17 protein-coding genes are annotated in these 19,467 nt (G+C 29.8%); 2 read left to right on the top strand and 15 right to left on the bottom strand.

Translation table 11 applies throughout. The annotated features are described in order from the left end of the window. Nucleotides 1-276 precede the first annotated feature (276 nt). From BR66_RS0109185 to BR66_RS0109175, 3 genes are all read right to left on the bottom strand, one after another. Nucleotides 277-960 carry a hypothetical protein gene (locus BR66_RS0109185; protein WP_026882669.1) on the bottom strand — a complete coding sequence of 228 codons (684 nt, stop codon included), beginning with the start codon at nucleotides 958-960 and terminating at the stop codon, nucleotides 277-279. 197 nt (nucleotides 961-1,157) lie between these two features. Further along, a complete protein-coding gene (gene tsaD / locus BR66_RS0109180) occupies nucleotides 1,158-2,177 on the bottom strand; it encodes a tRNA (adenosine(37)-N6)-threonylcarbamoyltransferase complex transferase subunit TsaD (protein WP_026882668.1) in 1,020 nt (339 codons plus the stop codon). Between the two features lie 2 nt (nucleotides 2,178-2,179). Beyond that, nucleotides 2,180-2,455 (bottom strand): hypothetical protein, encoded by a 276-nt coding sequence (locus tag BR66_RS0109175; RefSeq protein WP_026882667.1) that lies wholly within the window; start codon nucleotides 2,453-2,455, stop codon nucleotides 2,180-2,182. 150 nt (nucleotides 2,456-2,605) lie between these two features. Between BR66_RS0109175 and BR66_RS0109170 the strand changes: the two genes are divergently transcribed. Continuing rightward, nucleotides 2,606-3,226: a RusA family crossover junction endodeoxyribonuclease gene (locus BR66_RS0109170; protein WP_026882666.1), complete on the top strand. Its 621-nt coding sequence runs from the start codon at nucleotides 2,606-2,608 to the stop codon at nucleotides 3,224-3,226. Nucleotides 3,227-3,273: 47 nt separating this feature from the next. Beyond that, nucleotides 3,274-5,067, top strand: coding sequence for a MutS-related protein (locus BR66_RS0109165; RefSeq protein WP_026882665.1), 1,794 nt, complete (start codon nucleotides 3,274-3,276; stop codon nucleotides 5,065-5,067). A 120-nt stretch (nucleotides 5,068-5,187) separates the two neighbouring features. Here BR66_RS0109165 and BR66_RS0109160 read toward each other — a convergent pair whose 3' ends face one another. The 12 genes from BR66_RS0109160 to BR66_RS0109105 all read right to left on the bottom strand — a co-directional run bounded on the left by BR66_RS0109160 (nucleotide 5,188) and on the right by BR66_RS0109105 (nucleotide 19,200). Further along, the gene (locus BR66_RS0109160; protein ID WP_026882664.1) at nucleotides 5,188-6,729 is read right to left on the bottom strand and encodes a sensor histidine kinase; all 1,542 of its coding nucleotides are present in this window, start codon (nucleotides 6,727-6,729) and stop codon (nucleotides 5,188-5,190) included. Beyond that, a complete protein-coding gene (locus BR66_RS0109155; protein ID WP_026882663.1) occupies nucleotides 6,719-7,405 on the bottom strand; it encodes a response regulator transcription factor in 687 nt (228 codons plus the stop codon). Before BR66_RS0109155 ends, BR66_RS0109160 begins: the two co-directional genes overlap by 11 nt. Before the next feature lie 152 nt (nucleotides 7,406-7,557). Further along, a complete protein-coding gene (locus BR66_RS0109150) occupies nucleotides 7,558-8,004 on the bottom strand; it encodes a DUF4342 domain-containing protein (protein WP_026882662.1) in 447 nt (148 codons plus the stop codon). A gap of 139 nt (nucleotides 8,005-8,143) precedes the next feature. Beyond that, nucleotides 8,144-10,744, bottom strand: a complete 2,601-nt coding sequence (adhE, locus tag BR66_RS0109145; RefSeq protein ID WP_026882661.1) for a bifunctional acetaldehyde-CoA/alcohol dehydrogenase — start codon at nucleotides 10,742-10,744, stop codon at nucleotides 8,144-8,146. 454 nt (nucleotides 10,745-11,198) lie between these two features. Further along, complete coding sequence (locus tag BR66_RS0109140; protein ID WP_026882660.1) at nucleotides 11,199-12,356, bottom strand: mannitol-1-phosphate 5-dehydrogenase; 1,158 nt, start codon at nucleotides 12,354-12,356, stop codon at nucleotides 11,199-11,201. A gap of 1 nt (nucleotide 12,357) precedes the next feature. Next, nucleotides 12,358-12,798: a PTS mannitol transporter subunit IIA gene (locus BR66_RS0109135; RefSeq protein ID WP_026882659.1), complete on the bottom strand. Its 441-nt coding sequence runs from the start codon at nucleotides 12,796-12,798 to the stop codon at nucleotides 12,358-12,360. Nucleotides 12,799-12,831: 33 nt separating this feature from the next. Beyond that, nucleotides 12,832-14,889: a BglG family transcription antiterminator gene (locus tag BR66_RS0109130; protein WP_026882658.1), complete on the bottom strand. Its 2,058-nt coding sequence runs from the start codon at nucleotides 14,887-14,889 to the stop codon at nucleotides 12,832-12,834. Nucleotides 14,890-14,919: 30 nt separating this feature from the next. Beyond that, on the bottom strand, nucleotides 14,920-16,365 hold the full coding sequence (locus tag BR66_RS0109125) for a PTS mannitol transporter subunit IIBC (protein WP_026882657.1): 1,446 nt from the start codon (nucleotides 16,363-16,365) through the stop codon (nucleotides 14,920-14,922). A gap of 227 nt (nucleotides 16,366-16,592) precedes the next feature. Continuing rightward, nucleotides 16,593-16,958, bottom strand: a complete 366-nt coding sequence (locus BR66_RS0109120) for a PTS glucitol/sorbitol transporter subunit IIA (RefSeq protein ID WP_026882656.1) — start codon at nucleotides 16,956-16,958, stop codon at nucleotides 16,593-16,595. A 253-nt stretch (nucleotides 16,959-17,211) separates the two neighbouring features. Continuing rightward, nucleotides 17,212-18,207, bottom strand: coding sequence for a PTS glucitol/sorbitol transporter subunit IIB (gene srlE / locus BR66_RS0109115; protein ID WP_026882655.1), 996 nt, complete (start codon nucleotides 18,205-18,207; stop codon nucleotides 17,212-17,214). A gap of 26 nt (nucleotides 18,208-18,233) precedes the next feature. After that, nucleotides 18,234-18,788 (bottom strand): PTS glucitol/sorbitol transporter subunit IIC, encoded by a 555-nt coding sequence (srlA, locus tag BR66_RS0109110; RefSeq protein WP_026882654.1) that lies wholly within the window; start codon nucleotides 18,786-18,788, stop codon nucleotides 18,234-18,236. A 34-nt stretch (nucleotides 18,789-18,822) separates the two neighbouring features. Further along, on the bottom strand, nucleotides 18,823-19,200 hold the full coding sequence (locus BR66_RS0109105) for a transcriptional regulator GutM (RefSeq protein ID WP_026882653.1): 378 nt from the start codon (nucleotides 19,198-19,200) through the stop codon (nucleotides 18,823-18,825). Nucleotides 19,201-19,467 lie beyond the last annotated feature (267 nt).

Genomic DNA, 19,467 nt, shown 5'->3' with positions numbered 1-19,467 from the left:
ATATAAATTATTTTCCATTATAATATCATAATTTAATATCATAATCAATATTTTATTAATAAATTATTAATAAAATATCTATATATTTATTACATTTCATACTAATTAGGGTATTTTATAATATTATATAGGCCGAAATTGGATATTTTTATTTAGGTTTTAATAGAAATAGAACTACAATCCTTCATTTTTAAGTTATAGATATTATTAAAAATCCAGATTAACTTTAATTGCAAGGTTAATCTGGATTTTTAATATAAATTATATAGCTTGTCCTTATTTGCATAAATAATTTAGTTTAGTAACTAAATTTGATAATTCAACCTTAAAAAGATTATTTGTTTCATATGTAAACATAGCTATTAATTCCTTGTATTCATGCATATATGGGTAATCATTCAATTTTGACCCTTGCATTCTCTCAAGATGCTGATTTATTCTATTCTCATATTCAATAAGTTTCTCTATTCTAGAATAATAATTTACAAGCTCTTGTATCTCTTCTTTACTAAGTTTTGATGAAATATAACCAAAACACTGAAGCCAATTTCTCATAATAGTAACATTACTTATTTTAACAAGTTCAAATCTTTTATTTTTAAATAGTCGCCTACTTCTTTCGATATCAGCTCTAAAAATTCTAGCGTAACTTTTTACCGAATCATTATGTTTATATTCTTTTATTTTTTGCTCATACCAGACAATTATAAATAATGAACTAAGCATTCCTACTAATACCCCGATTATTGTGGTATTTAAGCATAATTTATTTACAACTGAAACATCTTTGGAATCTACATCAATAAGCTGATTGTTGTATAATATCACATTTAAAACAATAAATAATATTAACACAAAGAATGTTATAATACGTGATTTTGCTCTTATAAAATTCAGCAATTTTTCTACATTAATGCCTTTATTTGTGTGGTTTTTATCTATATTTACTCCTGTAAACATGTTACTATTCTCCTTTCCTATATTTATATATACACATCATTAAGTTCACTCTAAATAAATCACAAATTAATTAAATTATTCACCATTCTATTACATATTATAGTTTAAATTACATATAATTACAATATAAATGTAAAAAATAAATATAACATTAACAAAATATCCATGTTATATTTAAAATTTCAGTATATTTAACTTCATTCACCTAATTTAAGATTTGGTATTGCATTAAAATCAAGTGTTGCCCTTTTACCTTTAATATAATCAAAATATGCAGCACTTCCTATCATTGCTGCATTATCTGTGCATAATATTGGTTCTGGAAATAAAACAGTTATATTGTTTATTTCTCCTACTTCCTTAAGTGTTTTCCTAAGGCATGAATTAGATGCCACTCCACCTGCTACTGCAATTTTATCAACCTTCTTTATCCTGCATGCTTTTATTGTATTTTCTACTAAGACGTCAACTACTGCCTTTTGAAATGATGCAGCTACATCTGCTTTATTAATTTGTTCACCTTTCATTTCCATCTTATTCAAATAATTTAATACCGAAGACTTTACTCCACTAAATGAAAAATCCAATGATTCATCATGAAAACTTGCTCTAGGAAATTTTATTGCATTTTCATTTCCTTCTTTGGAGATTTTATCTATCTTAGGTCCACCTGGATATCCAAGTCCAATTGCTCGTGCAACTTTGTCAAAAGCCTCACCAGCCGCATCATCTCTCGTTTGCCCCATTACCTCAAACTCACCGTAGTCTTTAGCATATACTATAAATGTGTGTCCACCTGAAACAACTAAACAAAGAAATGGTGGTTTCAGATCTTTATACTGTATAAAATTCGCACTAATATGTCCTTCAATATGATTAACAGCAATTAAAGGTTTGTGCGTAGCATATGACAGTCCTTTAGCATATTGAACACCTACAAGAAGTGCTCCCACAAGTCCTGGTCCATAAGTTACACCTATGGCATCAATTTCTTGAAATGTAAGTTTTGCTTCTTTCATTGCTGAATCCACGACGCCAGCTATAGCTTCTATATGCTTTCTTGACGCAACTTCTGGAACAACTCCACCGAATTTAGTGTGGATTGCTATTTGAGATGCTATTATATTTGACAATACATTTCTTCCATTTACAACTACAGCAGCTGAAGTTTCATCGCAGCTACTTTCTATAGACAATATTTTTATATTTTTTTCCATTTTTACTTTACCTCTTTATCAATTAGCTTGACTATTTTTTTAATTTTATTACTATCCATTTCATCTTTAATTTCACAGTCATATATTTTTGTGGTTTCTATAAACTTTAAGTTAACGACAAAACATACCACAACTATAAATATTGTGATAAATATATTCCTTGTCAAAACATATATTCCAATGGCAAGTATTCCCATTTCCACTGTTAATCCCTCTATTATAAATTCTTTTTTTCTTTTTTTATTTAAAAATGCTTCTTTCTTATTAATAGTTGCCATGCTATTTTACCCCCCAATTGTATACTCACCTTAAGATTATATCCTAAGTTTATCTAAATGTAAAAACAACTTTTCTGTAAATAATAAATATTATATACAACTCTATGATATAATATTTATATAAATATTTCTTAATTCAAGGAGCAAATAATGAATAAATGTTACGCCAAAGTTATAGTACTAGGATCTCCTATTACAAAATCAAATTTCAAGCTTTCTAACACTCAGGGAAGAGCTATATTACCAAGTAATTCAGGAAAGTATCACGATAGATACGCACTTTATGAGGAAGAGATTGCTTATGCCACAAGAGTTCAAAATCCGAGTGTCACCTTAGATGAGGCCTTAATTGCAGTATTAAAAGTCTATTATAAGAGCGAAAAAAGGCATCCTGATACAAATAATATTACAAAAAGCATATTTGATGGAATTGAAAAAAGTGGTCTTATAATAAATGATGCTCAAATTAGAAGACTTGTAATTGAAGAATTTTATGACAAGGTTAATCCAAGATTTGAATTAGAGTTATTTGGAGAAAGTCTTTACTCTGTAAATTACAACGTTGTGCTAAAAGAAGAAAAAAGTGAAAAGATTGTATATTCACCGCCATCTAATAGGACAAACAAGTTTATTAAAAAAGAGGTGCCTAAAAGTCATTCTGATTTAATTCTATGTGAACTTTGTAATAAAGAAATAATTGGGGATGAATTTATTTCGGCAAATAATGGTAAAATGATAATATGCAAACCATGTTCAAAAAAAATGTTTTAATTAAGACACATTAATTAATATACATAATTCTAGAGAAGGTGAAAAAAATGGATAAAACAGATGCATTTATAAGTCGTAGCAAAAATCTTAAATCACAGGAATTGGTGCTAAAAAAAAGTCATAGTGTCTTTGGAACATTAAGACTTATAGCCTTTATTGGCATTTTAATATTAGTTTTTTTAATTATAAAAAAACCTTCATCAATTATATTACTCATAGGGTTATTGATTTCTGCAATTCTTTTTATAATTTTTTTAGTTCATGATAGAAATTTATCTTCAAAACTAAAAAAGTTTAGACGTTTATTGCTAATAAATGATAAATATATGAAAAGAATAGCCGGTACTTGGACTGAATTTGAAGATAACGGTGAGGCTTTTAAGGATTTACAGCATCCTTACTCTAATGATTTAGATATATTCGGAAGCAATTCTTTGTTTCAGTTGATCAATACTACAAAGACCTTCTTAGGTAGAAATAAATTAGTAAGCTTATTGAAGTCTCCAGAGCTTAGCACAGAATCTATTAAGAAAAGACAATCAGCTGTAAAGGAATTGTCGGGGAAAATAGAATTTTGTGAAAATCTTGAAGATGAAGGTATGTCAAATATTAAAATTTCCAATGATACTAATGAACTATTAAATTTCATTGAGGATTTGAATAATACTTTTAAAGATTATATAAAAAAAATCATAACCCTATTGCCAATAGTCACAATAATATTTTGTGTTATAACCATGATACTTAAAATTCCTATTTTATATGATATTTTATTGATTTTGTTTTTAGTTCATGCTTTTATTAATGTTATAAGTTTGATAAAAGTTTATCCTGTGCTTAATTCCATGGAAAGTTTTAATAATGATTTTGCTGCATATGGACATATATTTAAACTCATTGAAAAAGAGAATTTCAAAGATTCATATCTAAACCAATTAAAAGACAATCTCTTTGTAAAAGATAAAGCTTCAAATATTTTAAAGAAACTAGATACAATTATAAGTGCTATTAATTTCAGAAATAATTTTCTACTATACATTGTATTAAATCTACTATTCTTCTGGGACTATAGGTGTTTGTTTTATTTAGAAACTTGGAAAGGTAATTATGGTACTTTGATAAGAAAATATTTAGAGACTGCGGCAGATTTTGAAGTAATATCAAGTTTGGCTACAATATCACATTTAGATTCAAACCTTTGCTATCCAACTTTTTCAGGCACTAACCCTAAAATTAATGCAAGTGACCTAGGCCATCCACTTATATTAGCTTCAGATAGAATTTATAATAATGTTGATCTTAAAAATAACATTTTTATTATTACTGGTTCCAATATGTCAGGTAAAACAACATTTTTAAGAACTATGGGCATTAATCTAGTACTTGCTTATGCAGGTGCACCAGTTTGTGCAAAGGCCATGGATTGTAGTTTACTAAAAATCTTCACCTCCATGCGTATTAGTGATGATTTAAGTAAAGGTCTATCAACTTTTTATGTTGAACTTACTAGAATTAAGACCATATTGGATTTTTTACCACAAAAAGATCCAATGTTATTCTTAATTGATGAGATTTTTAGAGGAACTAATTCTAATGACAGAATAATAGGCGCAAAAACTGTTTTAAAAAATTTAGACAAAGAATGGTGTGCAGGGTTAATTTCTACTCATGATTTTGAGCTGTGTGATTTAGAAAAAGTAAACGATGATAGAATTAAAAACTATCATTTCAGAGAAGATTATACAGATAATAAAATCCACTTTGATTATAAATTAAGACAGGGCCGCTCAGACACTACCAACGCCAAATATTTAATGAAAATGGTTGGCATTGATATTTAAGGCATTTTCAAAAAAATAACTAGTCAGTATGCTAGTCTATTCAGATGCCTAAATCAAAGTCTATGACTTTAAAATGGGAAAGTATATATCATTATGTACTTTCCCATTTTACTGTTTTTTTCAAGATACCTGAATTTCTAAAGGTAAAAATATAGTTATTGTTGTTCCGTAGTTGACCTTGCTGGTCACATTAATACTTCCATGATGTATTATTATAATCCACTTTGCAATTGCTAGTCCTAAACCAGTACCCCCTGTTTCCTTATTTCTTGATTTGTCTGCCCTATAAAATCTATTAAATATATTAGGAAGGTCTTCTTTAGGAATTCCAATTCCATTATCCTCTATTGTTACTACTACTCCCTTTTTTTCAACATGAGAATTTATTGTAATCTTGCCATCAGAAGGTGTGTACTTTATACTATTATCTATAAATATTCGCAATGCTTGTTTAAGTAATTTTTCATCTACATTAATGTTGATATTTTCATTTGCAATATTTATTATTTCATGAATATTATCAATTAACCTTGTTTCTTTTATGATTTCATCTATTAATTCATTGAACTTTATGTTATGTTTTTCTACGGTTTGCTTATTATTATCGCCCCTTGCAAGAAATAAAAGTTTTTCTATTAACTCCTTCATACTATCAGCCTCAGTTGTAATGGCTTCTATTGACTCATCAAGTACAGCCTTATCATCCTTACCCCATCTGCTTAATAGCTCTGCATAACCCTTAATTACAGAAATTGGCGTACGTAATTCATGAGAAGCATCTGCTACAAACTGATTTTGCTGCTGGTATGATTTCTGTATCCTATCAAGCATATGATTAAAAGTCTCAGCAAGTTCCCTGAGTTCATCTTGTGCACCACTTATATCAAGCCTAGTATCAAGAGCATTTATATTGATATTTTTAGCTCTACTTGTCATATTTTCAACAGGTTTAATCATTTTTCTACTAGCCTTTGATCCTGCTCTTACAATTATAATTATAAAAATAAAATCAATTAAAATAAGACTTATAAAAAGAATTAATGTGCTTATTAACTCCTTGGATAAATTATATTCAACTTGAATGTAAACTTCTTTCCCATTAAATTTTCCCGAATCATTAAAAATAATACTATGATTTAACGTATTTTCTTTGCCAACTGCATCAGTTTGATTTTGCACTGAAATTAAATATTTCCCATTTAAGCGACTTATACCAATATCAACATTTTCTTTATAAAACTTTATTTTGCTTTTATCTTGTTTGGATGAGTAAACAATCTTATGTTGCTGATCAAATATACTTATATCTATATTTTCAATTTCTGAAAGTTTTTTAATATCATACTGAGAAATTTTATTACTACTAGACAAATCATATGAAACAATTTGAAAATCTTTTTTTATATTATCTTCCACATTTCTAGCATTATATACTGTGAACCCTGCTAACACTATTAGGTTTAACATTAAAAATGCCAAGAAGAAAATAAAAGTGTAAACTACTGTGATTTTAAATATAATGGAAAATCTAAATCTTTTAACAATATTTTTTTTCAACGTGTCAAGTAATTTAAAACACTTCCTGAGAAATATAAAAGGCCATACTATTATTGATTTTATATATTTGATAATGCTTATAACCCGATTTTTTTTATCCTTCATCTTTTAATGAATACCCCACGCCTCTAACTGTCCCTATTAATTTTATTTTATATTTCTCATCTATTTTGCTTCTTAAATACCTTATGTACACATCCACAACATTTGTATCTCCCAAATAATCGTAACCCCATACTTTTTCTACTATTTTTTCTCTAGTAAGAACTATATTTTTATTCTCTACAAGATATTTCAATAGATCAAATTCCCTCTTAGTCAAATCTATAGTTTCATCATCATAAGAAACCTTATAAGCTTTTATATCTATTTCTAACTTTTTTATTTTTAAAATTTGTAGTTTATTCTCATTTGCTTTTTTTATTTTTAAGGCAGATCTTATTCTAGCAAGAAGTTCCTCTATGGCAAAAGGTTTGGTTACGTAATCATTTGCTCCTAAATCAAGCCCAATTACCTTATCCATAATTTCATCTTTTGCTGTAAGCATTATAACCGGAACATCTGATTTTTCTCTGAGCCTTCGTAGAACTTCTATTCCATTCATGGATGGCAACATTACATCAAGAAGTATAAGATCAAAATTACCTTTTAATGACATTTCAAGTCCAGCCCTACCCTCATAACATTTTTCCACCTCATAGCCTTCATACTGCAGTTCTAATTCTAAAAACCTAGCAATTTTATGTTCATCTTCAATAATAAAAATTTTCTGTTTTGCCATGAATAAACCTCCTGACTCTACTCGCCATCTAAAAAAATAAAGCATCTAAGAAATAATTAAATTGTATTATTTTCTTAGATGCTTTATTTTTATTATACTTCATTTCATAAACTTAAAACAGATAATGGATACATATTGAATTTTATAATATTCTACTTTTTAATATCCTCAGTGAAACTTTCCTTAGCTTTGTCTACTATATTAGTTACTTTATCAATAGTTTCATTAACTTTCATTTCTTCTCCATTTTTACCTTGAAACTTGATTTTGTACCCAGTTAGAAGTGCTACTATTAAACCTATTACCGTTACATATGGTGCTACAACTGTTATGATAACAACTGCTGTTACTGGTAGGCTTAATATTGTAGTTTCTGCCTTTCTCACAATAAATTTTGTTCGATTACCTTTTTTAATGATTTTTTTTACTATAGTGAAAAAATTGCTTTCTTTTTCCTGGTTAACTTTATTTTGTTTTTCCAAATAGATTAGTGCTTCAACCATATCACCATTTGTCTTTTCAAGTGCATCCCTTGCCTCTTCATAACTAACATTAGCTCGCCTTTTTAATTCATCAATTAATTCTAATTTTACTGTCATCTTTAATCCCTCCAATTAATATTATGACTTAATTATAAATCTCAATAATTAATTGGAGATTAGTGTAACATTAGAATTAGATTAGAAAATAACAAGTCAAAGATGCGAAGGATATTTTGAAGATGCCTAACACCTGTTATTATTTTTCTCCCATTTTAATTTCACCAAATGCGTTTATAAACATTTGTTTAATTTCGCTTATCAATGGATATCTAGGATTAGCGCTAGTGCATTGATCATCAAAAGCCTTCTCAGACATATCATCCAATGTTAAATAAAAAGCTTCTTCTTTAATTCCTGCATCCTTTATAGTCAATGGAATACTTAATTTTATTTTTAAATTAGTAATTGCCTTTATTAGTTGTTCTACTTTGTCACTATCTGTATTTCCACTTAGTTTTAAATAATCAGCAATCCTAGCATATCTTTCTTTTGCATCTGGATATTTATATTGTGGAAATGAAGTTTGTCTTACTGGATTGTCTACTGCATTAAATCTAATTACTTCCTCAATTAACACTGCATTAGCAATACCATGGGGTACATGGTGCTGGGCTCCTAATTTATGGGCCATTGAATGACATACTCCTAAAAATGCATTTCCGAACGCCATACCTGCTATTGTAGATGCATTTGCCATCTTCTCTCTAGCAACTATATTAGTCTTTCCTTCATTATATGCTGCTGGTAAATATTCAAATATCATTTTTATTGCTTGAAGTGCCAATCCATCTGTGTATTCCGTTGCCATAACAGATACATAGGCTTCAATAGCATGAGTTAGTGCATCTATCCCTGTTGCCGCAGTTAGACCCTTAGGCATATTCATCATAAATTCTGCATCTACAATTGCCACATTCGGTGTTAACTCATAATCTGAAAGTGGATATTTCATCCCCGTTTTTTCATCTGTTATTACTGCAAAAGGTGTTACTTCTGAACCAGTACCAGCAGTTGTTGGTATTGCTACTGATATAGCCTTAATTCCAAGCTTTGGAAAACTGTGTATTCGCTTTCTTATATCCATAAATTTCAGTGCCAGTTCATCAAACTTCTCTTCTGGATGCTCATATAAAACTTGCATAATTTTAGCCGCATCCATAGCTGATCCTCCACCTATGGATATTATAGTGTCTGGTTCAAATTCAAGCATTTCTTTGGCGCCTTTACTCGCACAGGCAAGTGTAGGGTCTGGCTCAACATCTGAAAAAACTTTAAACCGTATGTCCATTTTTTCTAAAACTTTCGTTACTTTATCGGCATATCCTAATTCATAAAGCACTTTATCAGTTACAATAAATGCTTTTTTCTTACCCATATCTTTTAATTCCCTAAGTGCAAATTCCAAACATCCATATTTGAAGTATATTTTTTCTGGTACCTTAAACCAAAGCATATTTTCCCTTCTCTCAGCTACTGTTTTTATATTCAACAAATGTTTAGGTCCTACGTTTTCAGACACTGAATTTCCACCCCAGAATCCACAACCTAAAGTAAAGGAAGGTGCTATTTTAAAATTGAATAAATCACCACTAGCCCCTTGGGATGAAGGTATATTTATAAAGGTTCTTACAGTTTTCATTTTAAAACTAAACTTTTCTATTTTTTCTTTTTCACATACAGAATCTATAAACAATGATGATGTATGTCCTTTTCCACCTAATTCCACCAGTCTTTCGGCCTTTTCTAAAGCTTCATCAAAACTATTTACTCTATACATAGCTAATACTGTGGATAATTTTTCATGTGAAAATAGTTCTTCTAATTCCACAGACTTAACTTCTCCAATAAGTACCTTTGTCCATTCAGGTACATTAATATCTGCCAACTTAGCTATTTTGCAAGCTGATTGTCCAACTACACTAGCATTTATATTCCCATTATTAAACATTATCATTTTAACTTTTTCTATCTCATTTTTACTTAATATATAAGCTCCTCGTTTAATGAATTCATTTTTAACCTTATTATATATGGAATCTAAGACTATTACAGATTGTTCCGAAGCACATATTACACCATTATCATAAGTTTTAGATAATATTATTGAACTTACGGCCATTTGTATATCTGCACTTTCATCTATTATAGACGGTGTATTCCCAGGTCCAACTCCAATAGCTGGTTTACCAGATGAATAAGCCGATTTAACCATACTAGGTCCTCCTGTAGCTAGTATTACATCTGCTTCACTCATTAATATTTTTGAAAGTTCTATAGAAGGTTCGTCTATCCACCCTATTATTCCCTCAGGTGCCCCAGCCTTAACTGCAGCCTCTAACATTATTTTTGCAGCTGCTACTGTTGATTTTTTTGCTCTTGGATGAGGAGAAAATATTATGCCATTTCTAGTTTTTAAGGAGATTAGTGTTTTAAAAATCACTGTAGAGGTAGGATTGGTAGTTGGTACTATAGCTGCTACAACACCTATTGGCTCTGCTATTTTTGTTATACCATAGGTTTCATCTCTTTCAATAACACCACATGTTTTTTCATCCTTATATTTATTATATATATATTCAGCAGCAAAATGGTTTTTTATTACCTTATCCTCTAGTAATCCCATACCACTTTCTTCCACAGCCATTTTAGCCAATGGTATTCTGGCTTCTAATGCTGCAATTGCTACTCTTTTAAAGATTTCATCAACCATCTCCTGGGTAAAGGTTGAAAACTCTTTTTGAGCTTCTTTTACACTTTTGAGCTTTATATTTAACTCTTCTATGTTTGTTACTTTCATATACATACACCCCTTTTGATTTAAATAAATTTCAATGAAATTGTATTGATAATTTTTTAACACATATGTGCATAGTTATTATTCAATGTATACTGTTGTATAACAGTAAAATAGTACATTGATAGTTATTTTTATAAAAAGTATCATAATACTGGCTATTTACATCATTTTCCCTTGTTTATTAAATCTTTTTTGTTTAGGTATGCTTAGTTTTATAAGTTAACTTATAAAACTATTGTATAACAGTTTAAAATCATTGTCAATTCTTTAACAATGATTTTATAGTAAAATTCAAAACTTAATGTTTTTATGTTTATTACAATATTACTGCTACTAAACTAAAAAAAATTATAAAAAACCCAAAGATGGGTTTGATGAAAAAAAATGGTCATAGGAAATTTTTCCCTATGACCATTTCCAATTGAATCTTTTCTTTATTTTTCTGCATATCAAATTATTTTATAGTCATTAATTCATTATATTTCTCAGCAATTTTATCTAATAAAGGACTCTCTTTATCTAATCCTGTCACAATATTAATTGCACTTTTTATTCCCCTTGAACCTATAATTGTTTGTATTTCTTCCGCTTTTTCATCTCCGCTATAGTTAAATGTAAATCCCGCTGCAATTCCACATATAATGTTAGTGTATTCCATATTGTATTGAAAACAAAGTTTAAGTGGTGATATCAATCTATCGTTTGAGGCTAATTTCCTCATAGGGTCACGTCCAACACGGAATAACTCATCTTGAAGATAGGTATTTTCAAATCTTTTAATTAACTTTTTAGAATATTCATTTAAAGCATTTTTATCTAGCTTATGTTTTTTGCTTAACGCTTCTATAGCTTCACCATGAAAACCAATAGCAACCTTTCTTATAAACTCATCTTGTATTGCTTCATGGATAAATTTATAGCCTTTTTTATAGCCAAGATAAGCTACTGTTGCATGAGCTCCATTCAATAAAAATAGTTTTCTCTCAAGGTAAGGTTCTAGGTTTTCTACATAGTCTGCACCTATTATTTTTTTATTTATTTTAACTTTTGTGCTCTCAATATCCCATTCATAAAAATCTTCAACAGCTACATCAATTGGCAATTCTTTTTTAATGTTCACATTAGGAACAATTCTATCAACTGCACTATTTGGAAAACCAACATATTTCTCTAAATAGTTTTTAAACTCATCATTTGCTTCTTCTAATATGGAATCTTTCAGCATATTAGTAGCAAATAATGCATTTTCACATGCAATTATGTCTAGTGGTTTTTCGTTCTTACTATTATATCTTTCTAGTAAAAGTTTATATAACAATTTTCCAGTACTTTTTAAATTATTTGCACCTATTGATAAAGTAATCAAATCAGTTTCAGAAACATATTTTTGTAATTTTTCTGTGTCATTTAAACCTACTGCTTTTACATTTTGTATTTCTTCCTCGCTTTTTGTTGTACTTAATGTTATCACTTTATATCTGCCGTATTTATTTATATCATCTACTAAAGCATTGGATATATCAACAAAAGTAACCTCATATCCTGATTTTGCTAACAAGTACCCAATAAATCCTCTTCCTATGTTACCAGCTCCAAAATGCAGTGCTTTCATATTACATCTCTCCTTCGTCTATTATTGATATAACTTCTTCTGGTGTTTTTGCAACTCTAAGTCTTTCAACATTTTCTTCATATTGAACTGTTAAAGCTATTTTGGACAATATCTCCATATGTTCTTCACCTTTGCCTGCAATACCTATAACCACATAAGCAATATTTCCATCCCCAAAGTCAACTCCTTCAGGATATTGAGCAATAACTATACCTGATGCTATTATTTCTTTTTTATATTCATTCATACCATGGGGTATAGCTACACCATTACCCATATATGTTGTAACTTCATCTTCTCTAGCTTTCATTCCTTCAATGTAATTCTTATTTACATACCCTGCTGAAACCAAAAGGTTTCCAACTCTCTCAATAGCCTGGTATTTTGATTCTGAAGCTACTTTTAATTCAACATTTTCTGCTACTAAAATTTGTTTACTCATTTGTTTGCCTCCTATTAGCTTTTCTATATAAATTTAATTATTTTCCTTATTAAATATTTTCAACATTTTATCTCGCAAATCTTTTATATCTCCCATTCTGAGAGTTTCTGTAAAACTTTTATTTTCTATTAGCGATATACTGATATTCCCCATTTCTTCAAGTATATATGGTTGTTCGTTTTTTCTCGCTAGCAGTACTATAAAAGTGTCCACTTGCTCATTTACAAATCCTGTAGATTGAATTGACATAAATTTTTTCAGCCTATATACCCCTACAAATGGACTGATAACAAAATCAGATCTAGTGTGCAAAAGTGCCACATGTGCATTAGGTATAGCAACGCTTCCCATCTTTTCTCTTTTCACTATTAGCTCTTCTATTTCTTCTTTATTATTTATTATTTTATTATCATAAATCTTTGATGTAATCAAAGCGACCATTTCATCAAAAGATTCTGATTGTATTGTCTCTATCTGTAAAGTTTTAATCATATTATTTATCATTTCATACTTCTCTTCTTCATAATTTTCACTTTTATCCTTTTGAGCAAGAGAAATAACATAATCAAAGGAATTACTTTGTTCTTTTATTGTTTTAATACAATTATTTATTTTTGCTATATCTTCACTATTCAAGAACGGTGAAACAATTATTATATTACTATCTGGAAAACTCTTATTTGTATCAATATTTACAGTGGAAAGAATTATGTCATACTTTTTATCATTTTCAGACCAATCCTTTAGTGATTCAATACTAACTTCATCAATGCCTTGTATAACATTTTTAACCTTACTTGATAATATACGTGCTGCACCCATACCATTTGGGCAAATGACAAGTACAGAAAGTTTATTTTTTAAATTTTCTGTTCTTTCTATAGCTGCGCCAATATGCATAGTTACAAATCCAATTTCATCTTTGGACATTTTAATGTTATATTTTAGAAAAACAAGTTTACACGCATAATCTACTGCATTAAACAAATCTCCATAATATTCCTTTACCTGATCTACTATGGGATTTTTTACTGTTATTCCCATATTAATCCTATAAATAGCAGGATTAAAGTGATTTGATAAACCTAAAATTAACTGATTATCAAAGTTAATTGTAATGTCTAGTTTTTTTTCAACTTCATATACCACTTCTGCCGCCAAATCTTCTAAAGTAACTCCAAGTTCTTCAAACTTTCTATCGGAATTATATATATATTTGTTACCTAAAAGATGAATAGATATATTTGCGATTTCACTGTCAGTAATTGATATATTCAATTTGTGTAAAAATCCTTGCAATTTATGACTAAAAGAAAATTCATTAAATGAAAGTACATCTTGGATAAACTCTAATGGAAGAACTATTGGATGATTTTCCATTGTTTTTTTAATTGCTATAATTATGTGGATAAGTGAAGTTAAATAAGCAATATCATCAACATTTGCAATTTCATTGTTTACAAATGTCATAATTTTTTTTGAAATCTCAATAGCTTCACTACCAAATAATATCTTAAAAAACGACTGTGTTGCTGAATCTTCTTTTGTATCATATACATAAGCCAATAATTCTTCCACAGGTTTATATTCATAAATAAGTTCAATTAATGCATTTCTTTTATTCCATTCTGATCCAATAACTAATATCCCATATCCATTTTTTCTACTGAAGGATAGATTCCTTACAGCAAGCCATTGTTTAATTTTATCCATATATAAACTTATTGTACCTTCAACTACATTAAGCTGATAACTGAAAAATGAAGACTTATATGGCTCATTAGCTAATAACAGTTCCGCAGTGATTAAGAGCATCCTTTGTTCTTGGGTAAGTAGCCACTGTTTTGGAATCACACCTAAGGACTGATTTAGAATGTTTATTTCTTTATCATCGCCAAAAATTACCAAGCTTCCATTTTTCACGGCTATTTTAATGTCCTCGTTCTTTAGTACAATATTCATGGAAGTTATCTCTCTCAATATTGTACGAGAACTCACATCCATCTGCTTAGAAAGCTCTTTAACGCTTAATGTATGGATTTCAAATAACGTATTAAAAATAAACTTTTGTCTTGCTGTTAATTCATCCATTTCCTTCACCACTTACTTATAAGTTATTTTTTAGATCAATTTTTTTAATGTATCTATATATCCATCATACACCTTGTTATCAAGGAAATTTTTAATTGTGATTATTTTTGCATTTGGAACTACCTTTAATGCTCTTGGTGCAAGACTTTCCTGTATAAATACAACTTTTGCATTTTTAGGTATTTCATCTACTGGTGAATGTTGCACCTCAATACTTATTCCTGCATTCTTTAATTTCTTTTTAAGTATAGATTCTCCCATTGCTGATGAACCCATTCCTGCATCACATGCAAATATTATAAGTTCAGGCATTTCCTCAGAAGCTTCAATTTTTTCTACATTACTTTCAATTTTATTTTGTGATTTGCTTTCAACTTTCATATCGCTTACCAAGTTTTGAGCATTATCGAAAGAATCTTCTTCTGCTGACGCACTGCTTTTTTTAACTATAAATGATCCTACCAAGAATGACACTATTGTTCCAACTAATACACCTGCTAATACAGGTAATAAGTGTCCTCTAGGACTCATAGCTACCTCTGCAATAATACTACCTGGTGATGCTGATGCAACAAGTCCAGCTCCAGTAAGTACAAATGTAAGATCAGCAGCCATTCCTCCAAGAATTACAGCAATTAAAAGTAGAGGATTCATTAATACATATGGAAAATATATTTCATGAATACCACCGAAGAAATGAATTATTACAGCTCCAGGTGCTGAGCTCTTTGCATTTCCTTTTCCGAAAAAGCTGTATGCAAGAAGAATACCGAGACCAGGACCAGGATCTGATTCAAGAAGAAAGAAGATTGAACTTCCAGCTGCTTTTACCTGAGCTATTCCCAGCGGATCAAAAATCCCATGATTAATTGCATTATTTAAAAATAATATCTTACCTGGTTCAACAAATAGTGCTATAAGTGGAAGCATTCCAATATCAGTAACCCACTTTGCAGCACTTCCAAGACCCATTGAGAAACTACTTACTATTGGTCCTATTACTAAGAAACCTAGTACAGCAAGTATAGCCGATAATATTCCAGAAGAAAAATTGTTTACAAGCATTTCAAATCCTGTTGGAACTTTACCTTCTACAAGTTTATCAAACTTCTTAATTAAATATCCGCCTAAAGGTCCAACTATCATTGCGCCTAAAAACATTGTTACTGGTGAACCTATAATAACTCCCATTGCTGCAATTGCTCCAACTACAGCTCCTCTTGTACCATAAATAAGTTTACCTCCAGTGTATCCTATAAGAAGTGGTAAAAGAAATGTTATCATAGGACTTACTAGTTTGTTCAATTCCGCATTAGGAAGCCAGCCAGTAGGAATAAATAATGCCGTTAATAGTCCCCATGCTATAAATGCGCCGATGTTTGGCATTACCATTGCTGCAAGAAATCCACCAAACTTTTGTACTTTAACTTTAATTCCGCCTTTACTACTTGATTTTATATTTTTAGTGTTATCCATAAGAATTCCTCCTTTGATTTGATCTACCCTTACTATATGCCCAAGTAAACGTTTTTACAATCTTATCTACTTTAATGTTGTCCTGTGAAAACCATGACAAGTTTAAACTAAAAATTTTTGTAGAAGTTATAATTTAAATTTTTAGTATTCTAAAGCAAAAAAAAAGAGCCCAATTTTCGACCCTTTCTTTATAAATTATCTGCTATTATTTTTAAATTAATTAAAGATTAAAACGATACTACTTGAACTATATCCCCTATTGAAACTTCTTTTATTTCTTTATCTTCCAAATATAATGTTCCATCTAACGCTGCTTTTTTACTTCCATCAAATTTTAAGCAAATATGTCCTAAATCTCTTAAATTTTTATTAACTACATCGCCAACAGCTGTAATTTTATATTCTACGTTACCTATCTTTAGTGTATGTCCCATTTTAATCTCTTCATTGAGCTGGTTAATATTATGTAAAATACAATAATCTGCTAAATCTTGTGGTGCATTTTCTTTAAACATTATAACCATTTTTTCTGGATAAAAATCCGGAACCATATCACCTATTTTTGTTATTTTAGTATTATATATTAATTTCATTATTATTCCTCCCATCTAACAAAGTTATAATGAGTAATAAAAGTTTTCACCCATATTACTCATTATAAAAAACTTTAATCATAAATACAATGATTGCAAAGACATCTATAAACAGAGTTCTTTGTTTCAGGTGGAATTTTTAGGCCGCAGGTCATCCATATGAAACTTAGAAGTCGTTATCCATGGCCTTAGCCGCCGTCCTCTCACACTTCAAGAAGATGAGAGTAATACGGCTAGTGGTCACTAGAATAATTTATTTTGCATATAAACCAAAGCTAGCTAACCATGCTATAAATACGGTAGTAGGCCCTGTTATCCATCTTGAATAAAGCACAGCTGGAACTCCTACTTCAACTGTTTCCGCATCGGCTTCTGCAAGCCCAAGCCCAACTGGTATAAAATCACAAGCTGCTTGTGAGTTTATTGCAAATAATGCTGGTAATGATAATTGTGGAGGTATTGTTCCATTACCAATTTGAACTCCAACTAAAACTCCAATAACTTGTGCTATTACGGCTCCGGGTCCTAAAAATGGGGATAAAAATGGGAATGAACATATTGCTGACAATAGTAATAATCCAAATATATTACCTGCCAATGGTGTTAATCCTTTAGCTATAACATTTCCAAGTCCTGAGCTTGTCATTATTCCAACAAACATAGCTATAAAGGCCATAAATGGAAGTATAGTATGTATTACTGTATCAATTGTTTCTCTACCTGCTTGATAAAATACAGCTATTACTCCTCCCATTCCTTTACCGATTTTGGCTAAAATACCTGAAGATTGTTCTGTTATTTTTTTATCTGAAGTATATTTATAATCCTTCTTTTTTTCTTCTTGAACTACTGGTATTGATTCCACTTCTTCTGTACCTTCATAGATGCTCACACAATTAGGTTTTACGGCTGATATGTAAATATCAGGTAGTATAAATTCTGCTAATGGACCACTTTTTCCTGTAGCCACTAAATTTAATGTTGGAATTCTCTTCTTTGGATATATTCCACATCTTAATGTACCACCACAATCTATTATTACACAGGCAGTCTCAGCATCAGGTATAGAAGTCTTAAATCCATCTATAACTTCTCCTCCACTTAACTCTGCAATTTTAATTGCGAGTTCCGGTATTACTCCACCAGTTACGCAAACTATTTTATATTTGTCCTTAGTAAATTTAATTATTAAAGGACCACCAAATCCACCTGAGCCTGCTTTAACTTGAATAGTTCTAAATTGCTCCATAAACCTTTCCCCCTTATCTTAATTCACTATAGATTTAAAACTTTAACTTTGCTTGAAAGTTTTATTCCTTGTTGCTTTTCAACATAGGATGTTGTAAAATCTGTTATCCAGCCTCTAAAGAAGTTTGTAACAACACCAACTAAGAAGTATCTCATAGCTAAGTCTGCAGTTGGTAGTCCTAATTTTGAAATTCCATTTGCTATTCCAAGAAAAACAAATAATTCTCCTGGATCGATATGTGGAAATAATCCATTCATAGTATGGCATGAAAATGAAGCCGCTGCATAATAACTTGGTTTGTATCTTTCAGGTAAGAACTTACCTATTGATAGAGTCATTGGATTGCAAAAGAAGAATGTTGCTATTACAGGTAAAACCAAATATCTTGTGACTGGGTTTCCTCCTAGCTTTTTAAACAACCTTTCTACTCTTTCTTCTCCAACAAATTTAATAATCGCATTCATAGCAACTAACAGCATTATAAGCGTTGGAACTATACCAGTAACCCATCCTACAAATACCTTACCACCTGCATTAAAAAGCCCAATAAATCCTGTTGCTAAATTTGTTAATAATTGCATAATAGCACCTCTCTTTTATTTATTATTAATAAGTCTAGCTAACCACCTCCTTAAATGAACAATAATTTTCTACTGCATTTTTAACAGCTTTAATTTTTCTCGGATTCATCCTATTAATAATTTTGTCATCTATATGAAGCAAATTTTCATGTTCTATTTCTTTAAGTGGCCTTAGCTTTGCAAACACCGTTATTCCTGTCATTATTTTAGCCTCTAAAATCTCCAGGTTATCATCAATACAAATCAGTACAATAGTTCCAGAACTTATCTTACCTTTCTTTTTACCGATTGCAACTTTTCCTTTTCTACGCAGTCTTATAAACTCCGTATTAAAATTTTTCATTTGAAAATAGCTTAGCATAGCTTGCACAATCCACGCAGACCCTATAAATATAATTAAAGTTAATACCATATTAATTCTCCTTTCTATTTTTACGTTTAAACATTTTTTGTGAACTCAACATCTTTATTATGATATATTTCATTTTAAACGTTTACTTGGCTGATATTAACAAATTCGTTAACTATCTCTTTGCACATTTGTGAGTGTGCGTGTCATTTGTGTTATCTTTAATTTTATTATACACTAATTGCAGTCTTTTACAATAGATATTTAAATTAATTATATTTTTTATTTAAGGGAAGATATCTCTTTACTAACTTCCCTTAACACCTAGTT

Source organism: Clostridium akagii DSM 12554 (assembly GCF_000686725.1).
Lineage (GTDB): Bacteria > Bacillota > Clostridia > Clostridiales > Clostridiaceae > Clostridium_I > Clostridium_I akagii.
This window is presented reverse-complemented; position numbering and strand designations above follow the sequence as displayed.

Coding starts and splice junctions, on each gene's coding strand:
- BR66_RS0109185 (WP_026882669.1), bottom strand. CDS start 960: ATGTTTACAGGAGTAAATATAGATAAAAACCACACAAATAAAGGCATT.
- tsaD (WP_026882668.1), bottom strand. CDS start 2,177: ATGGAAAAAAATATAAAAATATTGTCTATAGAAAGTAGCTGCGATGAA.
- BR66_RS0109175 (WP_026882667.1), bottom strand. CDS start 2,455: ATGGCAACTATTAATAAGAAAGAAGCATTTTTAAATAAAAAAAGAAAA.
- BR66_RS0109170 (WP_026882666.1), top strand. CDS start 2,606: ATGAATAAATGTTACGCCAAAGTTATAGTACTAGGATCTCCTATTACA.
- BR66_RS0109165 (WP_026882665.1), top strand. CDS start 3,274: ATGGATAAAACAGATGCATTTATAAGTCGTAGCAAAAATCTTAAATCA.
- BR66_RS0109160 (WP_026882664.1), bottom strand. CDS start 6,729: ATGAAGGATAAAAAAAATCGGGTTATAAGCATTATCAAATATATAAAA.
- BR66_RS0109155 (WP_026882663.1), bottom strand. CDS start 7,405: ATGGCAAAACAGAAAATTTTTATTATTGAAGATGAACATAAAATTGCT.
- BR66_RS0109150 (WP_026882662.1), bottom strand. CDS start 8,004: ATGACAGTAAAATTAGAATTAATTGATGAATTAAAAAGGCGAGCTAAT.
- adhE (WP_026882661.1), bottom strand. CDS start 10,744: ATGAAAGTAACAAACATAGAAGAGTTAAATATAAAGCTCAAAAGTGTA.
- BR66_RS0109140 (WP_026882660.1), bottom strand. CDS start 12,356: ATGAAAGCACTGCATTTTGGAGCTGGTAACATAGGAAGAGGATTTATT.
- BR66_RS0109135 (WP_026882659.1), bottom strand. CDS start 12,798: ATGAGTAAACAAATTTTAGTAGCAGAAAATGTTGAATTAAAAGTAGCT.
- BR66_RS0109130 (WP_026882658.1), bottom strand. CDS start 14,889: ATGGATGAATTAACAGCAAGACAAAAGTTTATTTTTAATACGTTATTT.
- BR66_RS0109125 (WP_026882657.1), bottom strand. CDS start 16,365: ATGGATAACACTAAAAATATAAAATCAAGTAGTAAAGGCGGAATTAAA.
- BR66_RS0109120 (WP_026882656.1), bottom strand. CDS start 16,958: ATGAAATTAATATATAATACTAAAATAACAAAAATAGGTGATATGGTT.
- srlE (WP_026882655.1), bottom strand. CDS start 18,207: ATGGAGCAATTTAGAACTATTCAAGTTAAAGCAGGCTCAGGTGGATTT.
- srlA (WP_026882654.1), bottom strand. CDS start 18,788: ATGCAATTATTAACAAATTTAGCAACAGGATTTATTGGGCTTTTTAAT.
- BR66_RS0109105 (WP_026882653.1), bottom strand. CDS start 19,200: ATGGTATTAACTTTAATTATATTTATAGGGTCTGCGTGGATTGTGCAA.